The sequence below is a fragment of the Micromonospora sp. NPDC005707 genome (assembly GCF_040631005.1).
GTDB lineage: Bacteria > Actinomycetota > Actinomycetes > Mycobacteriales > Micromonosporaceae > Micromonospora.
Map to the genome: position 1 here is coordinate 403776 of NZ_JBEXYR010000008.1, position 14117 is coordinate 417892.

At 73.6% G+C, this 14117-nt stretch carries 15 protein-coding genes and 1 tRNA gene; 8 read left to right on the top strand and 8 right to left on the bottom strand.

Annotated elements, in window-relative coordinates:
- Positions 1 to 20 precede the first annotated feature (20 nt).
- From ABZ452_RS19330 to ABZ452_RS19340, 3 genes are read left to right on the top strand one after another with little or no spacing between them, the layout of a single operon-like run.
- A complete protein-coding gene (locus ABZ452_RS19330) occupies positions 21 to 713 on the top strand; it encodes a response regulator transcription factor (protein WP_357944468.1) in 693 nt (230 codons plus the stop codon).
- Positions 706 to 2151, top strand: coding sequence for a HAMP domain-containing sensor histidine kinase (locus tag ABZ452_RS19335; RefSeq protein ID WP_357944471.1), 1446 nt, complete (start codon positions 706 to 708; stop codon positions 2149 to 2151). The genes ABZ452_RS19330 and ABZ452_RS19335 overlap by 8 nt, the downstream gene beginning before the upstream one ends.
- A gap of 56 nt (positions 2152 to 2207) precedes the next feature.
- Positions 2208 to 2816: a hypothetical protein gene (locus tag ABZ452_RS19340; RefSeq protein ID WP_357944474.1), complete on the top strand. Its 609-nt coding sequence runs from the start codon at positions 2208 to 2210 to the stop codon at positions 2814 to 2816.
- A 48-nt stretch (positions 2817 to 2864) separates the two neighbouring features.
- Here the strand turns inward: ABZ452_RS19340 and ABZ452_RS19345 are convergent, their stop codons facing one another.
- Positions 2865 to 4463 carry a ricin-type beta-trefoil lectin domain protein gene (locus tag ABZ452_RS19345; protein ID WP_357944477.1) on the bottom strand — a complete coding sequence of 533 codons (1599 nt, stop codon included), beginning with the start codon at positions 4461 to 4463 and terminating at the stop codon, positions 2865 to 2867.
- 241 nt (positions 4464 to 4704) lie between these two features.
- Between ABZ452_RS19345 and ABZ452_RS19350 the strand changes: the two genes are divergently transcribed.
- Entirely contained in the window at positions 4705 to 5412 is a 708-nt protein-coding gene (locus tag ABZ452_RS19350) for a glycosyltransferase family 2 protein (RefSeq protein ID WP_357944479.1), read from the top strand.
- 70 nt (positions 5413 to 5482) lie between these two features.
- Here ABZ452_RS19350 and ABZ452_RS19355 read toward each other — a convergent pair whose 3' ends face one another.
- Complete coding sequence (locus tag ABZ452_RS19355; protein ID WP_357944615.1) at positions 5483 to 6376, bottom strand: transketolase; 894 nt, start codon at positions 6374 to 6376, stop codon at positions 5483 to 5485.
- Positions 6377 to 6378: 2 nt separating this feature from the next.
- Positions 6379 to 7077 (bottom strand): transketolase, encoded by a 699-nt coding sequence (locus tag ABZ452_RS19360; protein WP_357944482.1) that lies wholly within the window; start codon positions 7075 to 7077, stop codon positions 6379 to 6381.
- A 46-nt stretch (positions 7078 to 7123) separates the two neighbouring features.
- On the opposite strand from ABZ452_RS19360, the gene soxR reads away from it, so the two are divergent.
- Entirely contained in the window at positions 7124 to 7582 is a 459-nt protein-coding gene (soxR, locus tag ABZ452_RS19365; protein ID WP_357944485.1) for a redox-sensitive transcriptional activator SoxR, read from the top strand.
- A 4-nt stretch (positions 7583 to 7586) separates the two neighbouring features.
- Here soxR and ABZ452_RS19370 read toward each other — a convergent pair whose 3' ends face one another.
- Together ABZ452_RS19370 and ABZ452_RS19375 are read right to left on the bottom strand one after the other, a co-directional pair.
- A complete protein-coding gene (locus ABZ452_RS19370) occupies positions 7587 to 8561 on the bottom strand; it encodes an NAD(P)H-quinone oxidoreductase (RefSeq protein ID WP_357944487.1) in 975 nt (324 codons plus the stop codon).
- A gap of 9 nt (positions 8562 to 8570) precedes the next feature.
- On the bottom strand, positions 8571 to 9110 hold the full coding sequence (locus tag ABZ452_RS19375; protein ID WP_357944489.1) for an AAA family ATPase: 540 nt from the start codon (positions 9108 to 9110) through the stop codon (positions 8571 to 8573).
- A 97-nt stretch (positions 9111 to 9207) separates the two neighbouring features.
- Between ABZ452_RS19375 and ABZ452_RS19380 the strand changes: the two genes are divergently transcribed.
- A tRNA-Ser gene (locus ABZ452_RS19380) sits at positions 9208 to 9296 on the top strand.
- Positions 9297 to 9358: 62 nt separating this feature from the next.
- Here ABZ452_RS19380 and ABZ452_RS19385 read toward each other — a convergent pair.
- Complete coding sequence (locus tag ABZ452_RS19385; protein WP_357944491.1) at positions 9359 to 9808, bottom strand: hypothetical protein; 450 nt, start codon at positions 9806 to 9808, stop codon at positions 9359 to 9361.
- A 127-nt stretch (positions 9809 to 9935) separates the two neighbouring features.
- Between ABZ452_RS19385 and ABZ452_RS19390 the strand changes: the two genes are divergently transcribed.
- Complete coding sequence (locus ABZ452_RS19390) at positions 9936 to 10469, top strand: YbhB/YbcL family Raf kinase inhibitor-like protein (protein WP_357944494.1); 534 nt, start codon at positions 9936 to 9938, stop codon at positions 10467 to 10469.
- 39 nt (positions 10470 to 10508) lie between these two features.
- Here ABZ452_RS19390 and ABZ452_RS19395 read toward each other — a convergent pair whose 3' ends face one another.
- Positions 10509 to 11219: a class I SAM-dependent methyltransferase gene (locus tag ABZ452_RS19395; RefSeq protein WP_357944497.1), complete on the bottom strand. Its 711-nt coding sequence runs from the start codon at positions 11217 to 11219 to the stop codon at positions 10509 to 10511.
- Between the two features lie 210 nt (positions 11220 to 11429).
- Here ABZ452_RS19395 and ABZ452_RS19400 point away from each other — a divergent pair, with 210 nt between their 5' ends.
- Positions 11430 to 13241, top strand: a complete 1812-nt coding sequence (locus tag ABZ452_RS19400; protein WP_357944499.1) for a hypothetical protein — start codon at positions 11430 to 11432, stop codon at positions 13239 to 13241.
- A gap of 12 nt (positions 13242 to 13253) precedes the next feature.
- Here the strand turns inward: ABZ452_RS19400 and ABZ452_RS19405 are convergent, their stop codons facing one another.
- The gene (locus ABZ452_RS19405) at positions 13254 to 14036 is read right to left on the bottom strand and encodes a hypothetical protein (RefSeq protein WP_357944618.1); all 783 of its coding nucleotides are present in this window, start codon (positions 14034 to 14036) and stop codon (positions 13254 to 13256) included.
- Positions 14037 to 14117: the final 81 nt, after the last annotated feature.

The following is a 14117-nucleotide window of genomic DNA, read 5'->3' on the forward strand; positions in this document are numbered from 1 at the left end:
CGGTCGGTAATCATGGGCCGGTGACCGCCGACGCCGCGCCGCGCGGGCTCGTCCTCGTGGTGGAGGACGAGCCGGCCATCGCCGACCTGGTCCGGCTCTACCTGACCCGGGACGGGTTCGGCGTACACCTGGAACGGGACGGGACGGCCGGGCTGGCCGCCGCGCGGCGGCTGCGCCCGGTGGCCTGCGTGCTCGACATCGCGCTGCCCGGCCTGGCCGGCACCGAGGTGTGCCGGCGGCTGCGCGAGGCCGGCGACTGGACGCCGGTCATCTTCCTCACCGCCCGCGACGACGAGGTGGACCGGATCGTCGGCCTGGAGCTGGGCGCCGACGACTACGTGACCAAGCCGTTCAGCCCGCGCGAGCTGGTCGCCCGGGTCCGGGCCGTGCTGCGCCGCACCGCCGGCGCGCCCGCCACGGCCGAGCAGCCCCGGGTGATCGGCGCCGTCACCCTCGACCCGGCCCGCCGCACGGTCATCGCCGCCGGCGCCCCGGTGCAGCTCACCTCCACCGAGTTCGACCTGCTCGCCCACCTGATGGCCCGGCCCGGCCGGGTCTTCACCCGGGAGGAGCTGCTGGCCGGCGTCTGGGGGTACGCGGCACACGCCGGCACCCGGACCGTCGACGTGCACGTGGCGCAGGTCCGGGCCAAGCTCGGCCCGGCCAGCGTCATCCGCACCCACCGCGGCGTCGGGTACGCGGCCGATGCCTGAACAGCCCACGGTCGCGCTGCCGGTCATCGGGTCCGGGCCGCCGGCACCGCCCCGGCGGCGGTTCGCGCACACCCTGACCGCCCGCGCGGTGCTGGTCACCTGCGCGGTGGCGCTGGTGTCGGTGCTGGTCACCGCGCTGGTCGCGGTGCCCCTCGCGGTGCGCGGGGCGGAGCGGCGCGACCAGGAGGCCCTGGCCGCCCAGGCCCGGCTCGCCGCCGACGTGCTCCGGGTCCGCGCGGTGCGCCAGCGAGACAATGCCGGGGACCGGCTCATCCGCCAGCTCCGCCAGCAGCAGATCCAGGTGTACCTGATCCGGGCCGGTCAGGCCGACCACGCCGGCCTGCCCCCGCAGGTGGTGAAGCGGGTGGCGGCCGGCCGGGACGTCTCCGGCCGCCGGCTGGTCGGCGGCGAACGGGCCCTGGTCGAGGGGCGCGCGCTGCCCGGCGGGGACGGTGTCGTGCTGGCCCGGCCGACCCGGAACGGGCCATGGCGGCAGGTGCTGCTCAGCCTCTGGCTGCCGATGCTCGCCGGGCTCGCCGCCGGGGTGGCCGCCGGCCTGCTGCTGGCCCGCCGGCTGGCCCGGCCGATCCGGAGCGCGGCCACCGCCGCCGCGCGGCTGCGCGCCGGGGACCGGGCGGTCCGGGTGCCGGTCGAACCGCCCGACGAGGTCGCCGACCTGGCGTACGCGCTGAACGGGCTGGCCGCCGCGCTGGCCACCAGCGAGGGACGGCAGCGCGAGTTCCTGCTCTCCGTCTCGCACGAGCTGCGCACCCCGCTCACCGCCATCCGCGGCTACGCCGAGGCGCTGGCCGACGGGGTGATCGACGCCGACGGGGTGCCGGCCACCGGCCGGACCGTGCTCGCCGAGGCCGAGCACCTGGACCGGCTGGTCAGCGACCTGCTGGCGCTGGCCCGGCTGGAGGCCGCCGACTTCCCCCTGGAACCCGGGCCGGTCGACCTGACCCGGCTCGCCGCCGACGCGGCCCGCACCTGGTCCGACCGGTGCGCGGCGGTCGGCGTGCCGTTCCGGGTGGAGGCGCCGGACGGGCCGGTGCCCGCGTACACGGATCCGGGGCGGATCCGGCAGGTGGTGGACGGGCTGCTGGAGAACGCGCTGCGGGTCGTACCCCCGGGGGCGCCCGTGGTGCTCGCGGTCCGGCCGGCCGGCGCGGACCCGGCGGCGGGCGGCCTCGTCGAGGTCCGGGACGGCGGACCCGGCTTCACCGACGACGACCTGGCGGTGGCGTTCGAGCGCGGGGCGCTGCACCAGCGGTACCGGGGGGTCCGCAAGGTGGGCAGCGGCCTGGGACTGGCGCTCGCCGCCGGGCTGGTCCGGCGGCTCGGCGGCGACATCACGGCCGGGCACGCCCCGGAGGGCGGCGCGGCCTTCTCGGTCCGGCTGCCCGGCGATCCTTACCTGACCCGAACATCGGCCTGACCATCCGCTCGCGCACGCGGGGGAGGCTGACGGCACCACGGACGAGAGGAACACTGATGGCACGTCAGGGAATCGTCACCGGCGTCACCGCGCTGCTCGCGGCGGCCGCGCTCGGGCTCGCCGGATGCGGCCCGGCCCAGGTCGCCCAGGACTCGGCCAAGGAGACCGCCGTCGAGGTGGCCGCCGCCCTCGGCGCGGACGGCCAGGCGCTGGCCGCGCTCGGCGTCGACGCCGGCGACCTGGACGTCGACCCGGTCGCCGCCCCGGCGCCCTCGGCCTCCGGCGCGCCCGGCGAGCAGGCCGGCCCGCAGGGCAAGCGGGGCGAGCGGGCGCAGGAGTGGCGCAAGCGGCACCGCGCCCGGGTGCTGCTGCGGAAGAACACCCTGCACGGCGAGGTCGTGGTGCAGACCAAGGACGGCGGGACGAAGACCGTCGCGGTGCAGCGCGGCCAGGTGACCGCGATCGACGCGAAGTCGATGACCGTGAAGTCGACCGACGGCTTCTCGATGACGTGGACCTTCGACGAGAAGCTCCGGGTGGTCGAGCGGCGCACCACCGTACAGTCCAGCGACATCAAGGTCGGCACGACGGTCGGCGTGGCCGGCGCGAAGGACGGCGACAACGGGGTGGCCCGGCTGATCGTGGTCCCGCTCAAGCAGAAGTGAGGCGGGAGCACCGGGGCCGGCGCCACGCGCCGGCCCCGGTGCCGTTCCTCAGTAGACCCGCGACCCGATGAAGTCGTCGTGGCCGTAGCCGACCGGGTTCGCGAAGGACCGGGACTCGAAGGACCACTGCTGGCGGGTGCTCGACGAGCAGGTCGCCAGCCGCAGCCGCGGAGTGGTGAGCCAGGGGTTGTCGAAGGCGACGCAGAGGTTGGTCGCGCCGGCCGGCTTGAGCTGGTTGCCGGCGAAGACGAACTTCTGGTTGGCCCCGCCGTGGCAGTCGTAGATGTTGACCGCGGTGTTGGCGGTGAGGCTGCCGCCGCTCACGTCCAGGCAGCGGTCGTGGGACAGCTCGGAGTGCAGCGACTGCCGGGCCGGGTCGTACCAGAAGCCCTGGTTGCGGCCGCCGTGACAGGCGTACGACTGCTGGACCGTGCCGTTGCGGGAGTCGTAGCCCTTACCGTCCACACAGGTCCCGGTGGCCGCGTTGCGCAGGTGCCGGAACTCCAGCAGCCCGTCGACCAGCACGCCCTGCCCGGTGCTGGCCGGGTCGACGCAGGTGGCCCGCTGGGCGCCCGCGTTCCAGAACTGGGTGACGCACTGGGCGAACATGCCGTGCCCGCGGTAGTTGGGGTGGAACGACTGCCGGGCCGCGTTCTCGTCCCAGATCCCGACCTCGATGTAGAGGCCGCGGACCGAGGTGTTGTCGGTGCACACCTCGTGGCCGTGGAAGAGCCGGCTGGCGTCCAGGTAGCGGGTGCCGGTGTTGGCGGCGGCGGCCCGCAGCGCCGACTCGAACATCGGCACCGCCTTGTTGCGCGCGAACGCCATGTCGGCCAGGTAGAGCAGGCAGCCGCCCGAGTACCAGCCGGGGAAGTTCGGGTTGTCCTCCACGTCCGGGCTACCCGGGCTCGGGTACGACATGAGGACCAGTTCGTAGTCGGAGCGCAGGTAGCCGGCGGCGGTCATGGTCTGCCGGATCGAGTTCAGGGCGGCCTCGACCGCGAGGCGGCTGCCGTCGGTGCGGATGGTCCACTGGTCGGTGTAGGTGGGCCAGCACGCGCCCTGGAAGAAGACCCGGCGGATCGCGCAGTCGGTGGCCACCGGCCCGAACTGGATGGTGCCGTCGCCGTTCGCGCCGACCACCACCCAGATGAGCCGGACGTGCGTGTTGCGCGCCTTGATCGCCAACTGGTCGCCCTGGTTCAGCTCGTTGTGCTGGGTCGGGCCGCCGGCGATCAGGTTCCACGGGGTCGCCCCCGAGCAGGCCAGGTTGTATTTCTGGTCGGCCGGGATGCCGGTGCGGAAGACCGCCTGGTCGTAGGAGCGGTCGCACCAGTTTCCGTCGGTGTGGGTGCCGGGCACGTAGTTGCCGACGCCCTCACCGGAGATCTCGCTGTCGCCCATCGTGATCAGGGCGGTGCGCCGCTGGTCGAGCGGCCGGATGTCGGGGGAGCCGTAGAGGGCGGTGGCCTCGGCGGCGCGGACGGTCTCCAGCGCGGCGGGGAGCGGCTGGACGGCGGGCCGGTCGGCGGCGGCCGCGGTGGCGGCCGGTCCGACCAGCATCGGCAGGGCGAGGGCGGCGGCGGACAGGACAGCCAGGCTGCGGCGTCGGGTCGTCCGTGCGCGCCTGGTGGGGGTACCAGACATCGACGCACTCCTTTCGCCTCAATCGCGGGGTGTCGATTGAGTTACCAGAAGGTAACCGCCGCGTCGCAGGATGTGAATGCGTCTCGGAAACGTTGCGGCCGGGTGCGGAAGGGCACTTGTCCGGCAGATCGGGCGCGCGGCGCCGGGGTGTCCGGCCAGGCCGGGGGCAGGCTGTGGTGACCTCGGCGAGCAGCCGGGTTAGGCTAGGCCCGACTTGCCGTCGCCACCGTGGAGAACCCCCGTGAAGCTCTCGATCCTCATGCCGGTCTACAACGAGGAAGAACGCATCGCGGATGCCCTCAAGCAGGCACTGGCGGTGGACTACCCGTGCGAGATCGAACTCGTCGTCGTGGACGACGGCAGCCGCGACGGCACGGGCGAGGTGCTCGGCCGGGTGGACGACGCCCGCCTACGGGTGATCACCCACCAGCGCAACGCCGGCAAGGGCGCCGCCATCAAGACCGCCGTCGACAACGCTGAGGGTGAGTACATGGTCATCCTCGACGCCGACCTCGAGTACGACCCGCAGGACATCCCGCGGTTGCTCGAGCCGGTGCTCGACGGGCGGGCCACCGTGGTCTACGGCAACCGCACCTTCGGCAGCCACAGCTCCTACAGCTTCTGGTACGTGATGGGCAACAAGGGCGTGACGCTCGCCGCCAACGTGCTCTACAACTCGTACATCGGCGACCTGGAGACCTGCTTCAAGCTGATGCCGCTGGAGCTCTACCGCTCGCTGCAGGTCCGCTCGCGCGGCTTCGGCATGGAGGCCGAGGTCACCGGCAAGCTGCTCCGCCAGCGCATCCGCCCCTACGAGGTCCCGATCAGCTACCGCGCCCGGGGCCGCGAGGAGGGCAAGAAGATCACCTGGAAGGACGGCGTCGAGGCGATCTGGATCCTGGCCCGCGAGCGCGCCCGGCGCCGCCCGGTCGGCGCCGCCGCCCGCTGACGCCCCCGCACGACACGGACCCCGCACCCCCGGCCCAGGCCGGTGAGGCGGGGTCCCGTCGTTTCCTCGGTCAGGCGGCGGCCCGGGCCGGGGTGAGGAACGCGTCGACCGAGCGGCGCAGGCCGGCCGCGTCCAGGCCGTGCCAGCGGTCGTGGTCCTCGGGAGTGCCGTAGCGGCGCAGGTCCGACCGCCCCACCCCGAGGGTCAGCAGCCGGTGCGGCCGGTCCGCCAGCGCCGCGCCCACCACCCGGGCCGAGGTGCCCGCCAGGTACGGCTCCACCAGGATCACCTCGGTGCCGGCGAGCGCCCGCAGCCCGGCCGTGTCGAACGGGCGCGGCCGGTGGGTCCAGGCCACCGTGACCGGCCGGTCGGCCACCGCCGCGAGGGCCGCGTCCAGCACCGGCCCGACCGCCACCAGCAGCGGCGCGCCCGGCCCGGCGTCCCGCATCACCCGCAGGTCACCCGCCTCGGGGTACGCCCGGGCGTTGGTCTGCGTGGACAGCCGCAGGTAGGCCGAGCCCCGCCCGCACACGGCGTCGCGCAGCAGCCCCCGCACCTCGTCCGGGTGGCCGGGCACGTGCACCGTCCAGTCGTTCAAGGTGTCGATCAACGTCACGTCGGCCGGGGCGAGATGGGTCCGCCCCGCCGCCGCCCGGTCGTACGACGCGCCGACGCTGACCAGCACCGCACCGACCCCCTGGTGGTCGAGATCCAGCTTGATCTGCTCGTACGCCCGCTCCACGAGGAACGGCGCGTAGCTGTGCACGATCGGCCGCTGCCCGGCCAGCGCCAGCCCACCGGCAACGCCCACCATCAACTGCTCCCGGATGCCGACGTTGACGACCCGGCCCGGGTAGCGCGCGGCGGCCGGGGCGAACGCGGCGGCCGAGATGTCGGCGAGCACGACCGTGGTACGGGGGTCGGCCAGCACCTCCTCGGCCGCGGTCACGAAGGTCTCGCGCATGGTCATGCCCACTCCCCGTCGGTGACGACCGCGACGACGACGTGCGGCCGGTGGTGGTCGTGCCCGGTCAGGGCGGTGTGCAGCGCCTCGTGGTCCCGGCCGTCGACGGTCGCGGCGGTCCACCCGTTGACGGTGAACCGGCTCGCCGCGCCGCCCGGCCAGCCGTGGCTCGCCGACCGGTTGTCCAGCACGATCGCCGTCAGGTTGCCGAGGCCGCTGGCGCCCGCGTACGCGATCGCCTCGTGGTTCGAGCCCTCGTCCAGCTCGGCGTCACCGAGCAGCACGTACACCCGGGGGCCGGTGCGGCCCTGGGCCCGCAGCCCCAGCGCGGTGCCCACGCCCAGGCCGAGGCCGTGGCCGAGCGACCCCGAGCCGATCTCCACCCCGGGCACCAGCAGCCGGTCCGGGTGGTCGCCGAGCCGGCTCTCCGGGTCGCCCTGGCCGTCCAGCCAGGCCACCGGAACGAAGCCCCGGGCGGCGAGCAGCGCGTAGTAGCCGGCGACCGCGTGCCCCTTGGAGAGCAGGAAGCGGTCGCGGTCCGGGTCGTCCACGGTCTCCGGGGTGATCCGGAGCACCCGGTCGTAGAGCACCTGGAGCACGTCCAGCGTCGAGTACACGTTGGGGCCGAACTCGCGGCCGGCGCGTACCCGGTCGAGCAGTGCCCGCAGCACGGCGGGGTCGGTGGCGGTCGTCGTCGTCATGCGGATAGCCTCGGAGTTGAAGCGCACTTCAACTCAAGGCCCTGTGATGCATGAAGCAACCCTGACCATCGGCCAGCTCGCCGACCGCAGCGGCGTGGCGCCCTCCGCGCTGCGCTACTACGAGCGTCTCGGGCTGATCCGCGCCGAGCGGACCGGCGGCAACCAGCGCCGCTACGCCCGCACCGAGCTGCGCCGGGTGGCCTTCATCCGGATCTCCCAGCAGGTCGGCGTCTCCCTGGAGGAGATCCGGGAGGCGCTGGAGTCGCTGCCCTCGGGGCGGACACCCACCCCGGACGACTGGGCCGCCCTCTCCCGCGCCTGGCGGAGCCGGCTGGACGAGAAGATCCGGCTGCTCGGCAAGCTCCGCGACGACCTCGACGGCTGCATCGGCTGCGGCTGCCTGTCGTTGCAGCGCTGCACCCTCTACAACCCGGGGGACGCGCTCGCCGCCGAGGGCTCCGGCGCCCGGCTCATGCTTCCCCGCCCCGGGACGGGCACCGCCTGACCGGTCAGCGGACCAGCAGCACCTTGCCCACGTGGTCGCTGGTCTCCACCAGCCGATGCGCGTCGGAGGCGTCGGCCATCTTCGCCCGGGCGTGGACGATCGGCCGGACCTTCCCCGACTCGACCAGCGGCCACACCTGCTCGCGGACGCCCCGCACGATCTCCGCCTTCTCCGCCAGCGGGCGGGAACGCAGCGCGGTCGCGTGCACCGAGGCGCGCTTCGCCAGCAGCATCCCCAGGTCCAGCTCACCCTTGCGGCCACCCTGCATGCCGATCACCACGAGCCGGCCGCCCGTGGCCAGCGCCGTCACGTTCCCCGGCAGGTAGGCCGCGCCGATGATGTCCAGGATCACGTCGGCGCCCCGGCCGTCGGTGAACCGGCGCACCTCCTCGGCGAAGTCCTGCTCCGCGTAGTCGATCGTGTGGGCGGCGCCCAGCTCGCGCAGCCGCTCGTGCTTCGCCGCCCGCGCGGTGACCACCACCGTCGCGCCGAGCGCCACCCCGAGCTGGATGGCGAACGTGCCGATCCCGCTGCCGCCGCCGTGCACCAGCAGCGTCTCGCCCTCGGCCAGCCGGGCGAGCTGCACCACGTTCGACCAGACTGTGCAGGCCACCTCGGGCAGCGCCGCCGCGTCGACCAGGTCCACTCCCGCCGGCACCGGCAGCAACTGGCCGGCCGGCACCGCGACCCGCTCGGCGTACCCGCCGCCGGCCAGCAGCGCGCAGACCTCGTCGCCGACCGCCCAGCCGGTCACCTCCGGCCCGACCGCGGCGACCACCCCGGCGCACTCCAAACCGGGGTACGCCGGCGCGCCCGGTGGCGGCGGGTAGTGCCCCTGCCGTTGCAGCAGGTCGGCCCGGTTCACCGCGCTGGAGCACACCTCGACCACCACCTCGCCCGGGCCGGGCTCCGGGTCGGGCACCGCCGCCCAGACGAGCGCCTCGGGTCCACCGGGTTTCGGGATCGTGATCGCGTGCATGAACCAGTCTTACCCGATCCGGCCGGCCGTCCACGCCCGGGCCACGATCTCGTCCACCGTCTCCTCCGGGGTCTGCGCCGAGGTGTCCAGCCAGAGCCCGATCCGCGGCGTGGTCGCCCGGAAGTCCGCGTCCAGGTCGGCCACCGGCCAGTCGCCGTACCCCTGCTTGGGTCGGTCCCGCTCCCGCGCGGCGACCACGTCGGCGCGGGGCGCGAGCACCACCACGGCCAGCGGCCGGTGCCGGATCCGCTCGACCAGCGCCGGCAGCTCCGGACCGAGCACCACGTCCTGGAGCACCACGGTGAAACCCGCGGCGGCGTAGCGGTCGGCGGCCGACGCGGCGAGGTCGTAGCGGAGCCGGAGCTGCCGCCACGCCTCGTCGGTGAGTTCAGCGGTCATCTGCGCCCGCCCGCTGACGATCATGCGGCGGAAAACGTCGCCGCGCAGGTGCACCGCGCGGGGCAGCCGCCGGGCCAGCAGCTCGGCCACAGTGGACTTGCCGGCCGCCATGATTCCACTGATCAGCACCACCGCCGGGGTTTCCCACACGGGAGCATCCTGACAGCAGGGGTGGGACGGCGGCTCGCCGGTTTCACCGGCCGTGGCAGACTAGGCACGGCCGCGTACCCCGTCGGGGACGTGGCAGGGAGGGTTCGCCTAGTGGCCGATGGCGCTGGTCTTGAAAACCGGTAAGGGCAGCGATGTCCTTCGTGGGTTCGAATCCCACACCCTCCGCCCCTGACCGGCCGCTCACCCCTCGGCGAGCCAGGTCACCCCGTCCGGCCCGGGCAGTCGCGTCATGCCGGCGGGCGCCCGAGCAGGCCCTGCTCCGCCTGCCAGAGTCGTTCCTCCCGCTCAGCGGCTTCGTGGTTCGCTCTGACGAGCAGGTCGATCTCCGCCGAGTAGGTGGCGTAGTAGCGAAGCGCCGTCCCGATCTGCTCGCGGCCGAGCCCGGTGACCTCCATCAGCTCCGCGGCCAGCTCCTCGCCCTGCACGTCGGGGGATTCAGCGCGCACCGCGTGCAGGGCGCCGATCACCTCCCAGACGTCGGGGCCGCCGTTCAGGGCGGCGCGCCGGCCGGCCGGCCCCGCCCGGAAGACCACCCCGGGATGTTCGTAGGTGCGGAGCGACTCGTCGACGAACATGTTCGCCACCGCCGAGGACGAGGAGCCGGGATGCTCGCGCACGTAGCGGTCCAGGCGAGCGAGGACGCCCTCGTCGAAGCGGACACTCCGTGGACTACTCATGACTACAGCGTAGTCATGGTCGGCGGGGGCCGGTGGGACCGGACACCGGGCGCTTCCGGTTCGATCCGGGCCGCGGAAGGGGTATGAAGGTGCAGGACATTCGCGCGCACCCGGAAGGACCGTTTCGATGAGCCTGGAACGACCGATCGCCCCGGACCCGTACGAGCTGCTGCCGACGGTGCCGTCGTTCAACCTGACCAGTGACGACGTGCACAACGGCGAGCCGATGGATGCCCGGTACGCGCACGGCAGCGCCGGCGGCGAGAACGTCTCCCCGCACCTGGCCTGGTCGGGCTTCCCGGACGAGACCAAGAGCTTCGTGGTCACCTGCTTCGACCCGGACGCGCCGACCGGCAGCGGCTTCTGGCACTGGGTGCTGGTGGACGTGCCCGCCTCGGTCACCGAGCTGCCGACCGCGGTCGCGGAGGGCGACCTCGGGGGTGCGTTCAGCATCCGCAACGACTACGGCGACACCGGCTACGGTGGCGCCGCCCCGCCGGCCGGCGACCGTCCGCACCGCTACGTCTTCGCGGTGCACGCCGTGGACGTGGAGCGGCTCGACGTGGGCAGGGGCGCCAGCCCCGCGTACGTCGGGTTCAACCTGGCCTTCCACACGCTGGCCCGGGCGGTCATCCGCCCGACGTACCAGATCAAGGAGTGAGGTGACGGGGCCTCCGCACCCGCGGAGGCCCCGTTCCGGTCAGTTCGGGACGCGGGCGACCGCGAAGACCGACTGGCCGAACGGCGGCCGGAGCCGCTGCTCGGCGGCCTTGGTGGCCGGGAGGACAAGGGTGTCGTAGACCTTCACCATGGGGCCCTCCTTCGGCATGAGCCGGAAGACCTTGGTGGCCATGAAGTAGCCGATCAGGCCGAGCGCGTTCGCATAGTGGATCTTCTCCACGGCGAGGCCGGCCTCGGTCATCGCCGCGGCCAGGCTCTTCTTGGTGTAGCGCCGGACGTGGCCGGTGGCGATGTCCGCCGGGCTCATCGCGAACTGGAACGCGGGCACGATGATGATCACCGCACCGCCGGGGCGGACCAGGTCGCGCATGCTGCGCAGCGCGCCCACGTGGTCGTCGATGTGCTCCAACACGTTGTACGAGACGGCCGCGCTGTAGTCGCCGCGCTCGGAGTGCGGCAGCAGCATCTGCCGGACCTCGATGGCCGGGTGCTCGGCGAGCCGCTCCTTGAGCCGGACCAGCCGGTCCGGGTCCGCCTCCGTGGCTGTGATGCGGGGCAGATGCTCGGCCCACTCGAGGGCGTAGTCGCCCAGCCCGCTGCCGATCTCGATGGGGTTGTCACCGAGGTAGGGCACGGCGAGCTCGACGAACCAGCGACGGTGGTTGACGGCCGTCGCGAGGCCCTCGAGCACCTCCGACTGGACGCGCTGATCCCCAGTGATATCTGCCATGCGTCGATTCCTCACGATATGACTGACCCGCGCCTGGACCGACAGAGTCAACCATCCGGATGGACGGCGGGGGAATCGGGGCACCGGGGGTGGCCGAATTGCGGTCGGGGGTGGGCACGTGATCGGCGGTCGGCGAACCCGGCACATAGTACGCCAGTACCCCGAAACATGTCACGGCCCTGCCATACCCTGACTACGCTCTGAATTGTCATGACTACTCCTGAATCGGACGCCGCCCCGGGTGGTGCCACCGAGGACGGGCCCGACGAGGGCGGACGGCCGGGGCTGGGCAGGTGGGTCGACGTCGTCGCCGTGCTCAGTTTCGTGCTGCTCGCCTTCTGGATCACCGCCCGGCTCTGGCTGGACCCGGCCAACGGGGTCCGGGACAACCGCACCGATCAGGCGCAGTTCGAGTGGATGATGGCGCACGGTGCGCGGGTCGTGACCGATTTCGCCTATCCGTTCACCTCGGACCGGATGAATGTTCCGGACGGCGTCAATTTGATGGCCAATACGTCCGTATTATCCATTTCCCTGCCAATGACGCCGGTCACCGTCCTGTTCGGGCCACGCTGGTCGTTCCTGCTCTTTCTCACCCTCGGAATGGCCGCCACCGGCGCCGCCTGGTATTTCGTCCTCTCCCGGGTGCTGATCCGCGCCCGCGGCCCGGCCTGGCTCGGGGCCGGCTTCTGCGCGTTCGCGCCGGCCATGGTGTCCCACGCCAACGCCCACCCCAACATCGTCAGCCAGTTCGTGGTGCCGCTGATCGTGTGGCGGACGCTGCGCCTCACCGAGCCGGGCCGCTGGCTGCGCAACGGCCTGCTGCTCGGCGTGCTGATCGTCTGGCAGGCCTTCCTCAACCTGGAGATCCTGCTGATGACCGCCATCGGCCTGGGCGTCGTGGTGCTCGCGCTCGCCCTGGGCCGGCCCGAACTGCGTGCGGCGGCCCGACCCTTCGTCGCCGGGCTCGCGGTGGCCGCCGTGCTCTCCGGGGTGCTGCTGGCGTACCCGCTCGCCGTGCAGTTCTTCGGGCCCGGCGCCTACCAGGGGCTCTCCACGCTGATCCGGGGCTACCGCACCGACCTGGCCTCCTACGTCGCCTGGTCCCGGGAGTCCCTGGCCGGCGACGCGCGCGGCAGCGTCTGGCTGGCCAAGAACGCCACCGAGGAGAACGCCTTCTTCGGCTGGCCGCTCGCCGTCCTGGCGGTCGCGCTGGTCTGGTGGCTGCGCCGCAACGTCGTGGTGCTCGGCCTGGCCGCCGTCGGCGCGGTCTTCGTGCTGTTCTCGCTCGGCCGGGAGATCCGCTTCGACGGGCGGGACACCGGCATCCCCGGCCCCTGGGCGGCGCTGGAGCACCTGCCGATCCTGCACTCGGTGGTGCCCACCCGGTGGTCGCTGGCGCTCACCCCCATCGTCGGCATCGTGCTCGCGCTCGGCGCCGAGCACGTCCGGCGGCTGGCCGGGCGGCACCCGGCCTCCCGGGGACAGATCCGGTTCGCCACCGCCACGGTGCTCGCCATGGCGCTGCTGCCGCTCCTGCCCACCCCGCTGCCCTCGGTACGCCTCGACCCGACCCCGACCTTCGTCACCTCCGGCGCCTGGCGGCCCTACGTGGCCGGCGGGCGCAGCATCGTCACGCTCCCACTGCCCGACACCACGTACGCCGTCCCGCTGCGCTGGTCCGCCGAGACCCGGCTGGACATGCCACTGGCCCGCGGCTACTTCCTCTATCCGGACACCCGGCCCGGCGCCGGCCGGGTCGCCCTCTTCACCGCACCACCCCGCCCCACCAGCACCTTCTTCACCACCATCCGGAAGACCGACGGGGTGCCGCCGATCACCCCGCAGGACCGGGTGGCCGCCGTCGACGACCTGCGGTACTGGCGGGCGGGCGCCGTGATCCTCGACCCCCGGCTGGCGCAGGCCGGCTCGCTCTACCGGGGGATGACCGAGCTGACCGGGATCACGCCGACCTTCACCGGCGGCGTCTGGCTCTGGGACGTACGTCCCCTGGTCGACTGAACCGGGGGCGGGTCAGGCCTGGCGGACGCAGCAGCCCTGGCAGACCTTCGGCCGGGGCAGGGTGAAGGCCAGGCAGCAGGTGCGCCGCTGCACGGTCGGCTCGCCCGCCGGGCCCGGCACCAGCTCGACCAGGTCGCTCAGGTCGAGCGCGTCGAGCAGCGTGGTGATGGTCGCGGTGGAGGAGCCCGGCAGCGCGTCCGAGGCGCGCAGGATGCCGTGCGCGATGCCGGAGGCGACCGAACCGAGCAGGGTACGGGTGCCGATCCGGACCTCGCCCTGGATGGCCGCGATCAGCGGGGCGAAGTGGGCGTCGAGCAGCGTGGCGCGCAGCGCGTCGAGCAGCGCGGCCTCGTCGTCGACCACGCGGACGCCCGGGTCGCCGGCCAGCGCCAGCGGGTCGCCGGGGAGCACCGCGACCCTGGTCGAGCTGCGCAGGCCGAGGGTGAGCAGCTGGTGGTGATCCTCGAAGTGGACCAGCACGTCGGCCGGGTCGAGCAGCGGCACCCGCCGGGCCGAGGCCCAGCCGAGCACGGCCGGCAGCGCCGTCCAGTAGCTGTAGGACTTCCAGGCCAGCGCCGCGCAGGCGTGCGGAGTGCCGCCCCAGCGCCGGCCCGCCGCCCGCAGGAACTCGGGAAGCAGGGTGCCGTCGACCAGCCGGGTGGCCGGGATCCAGCGGGGCGCGCCGTCGGTGACCAGCAGGCCCGGCGCGAGACCGGGCAGGTCGTCGGTGCCGAACATGGCGCGCAGGGTCGCCGTGACCGGGGCGAACGGGGTTGCGACGTCCCGCCCCGGCAGCACCGCAGTCACCTGGTCGTCCCCTGTCTGGTCGCCCCACCGGCCGCCGTCCGCCGCCGATCCGAACTAAGGCTAGCCTAA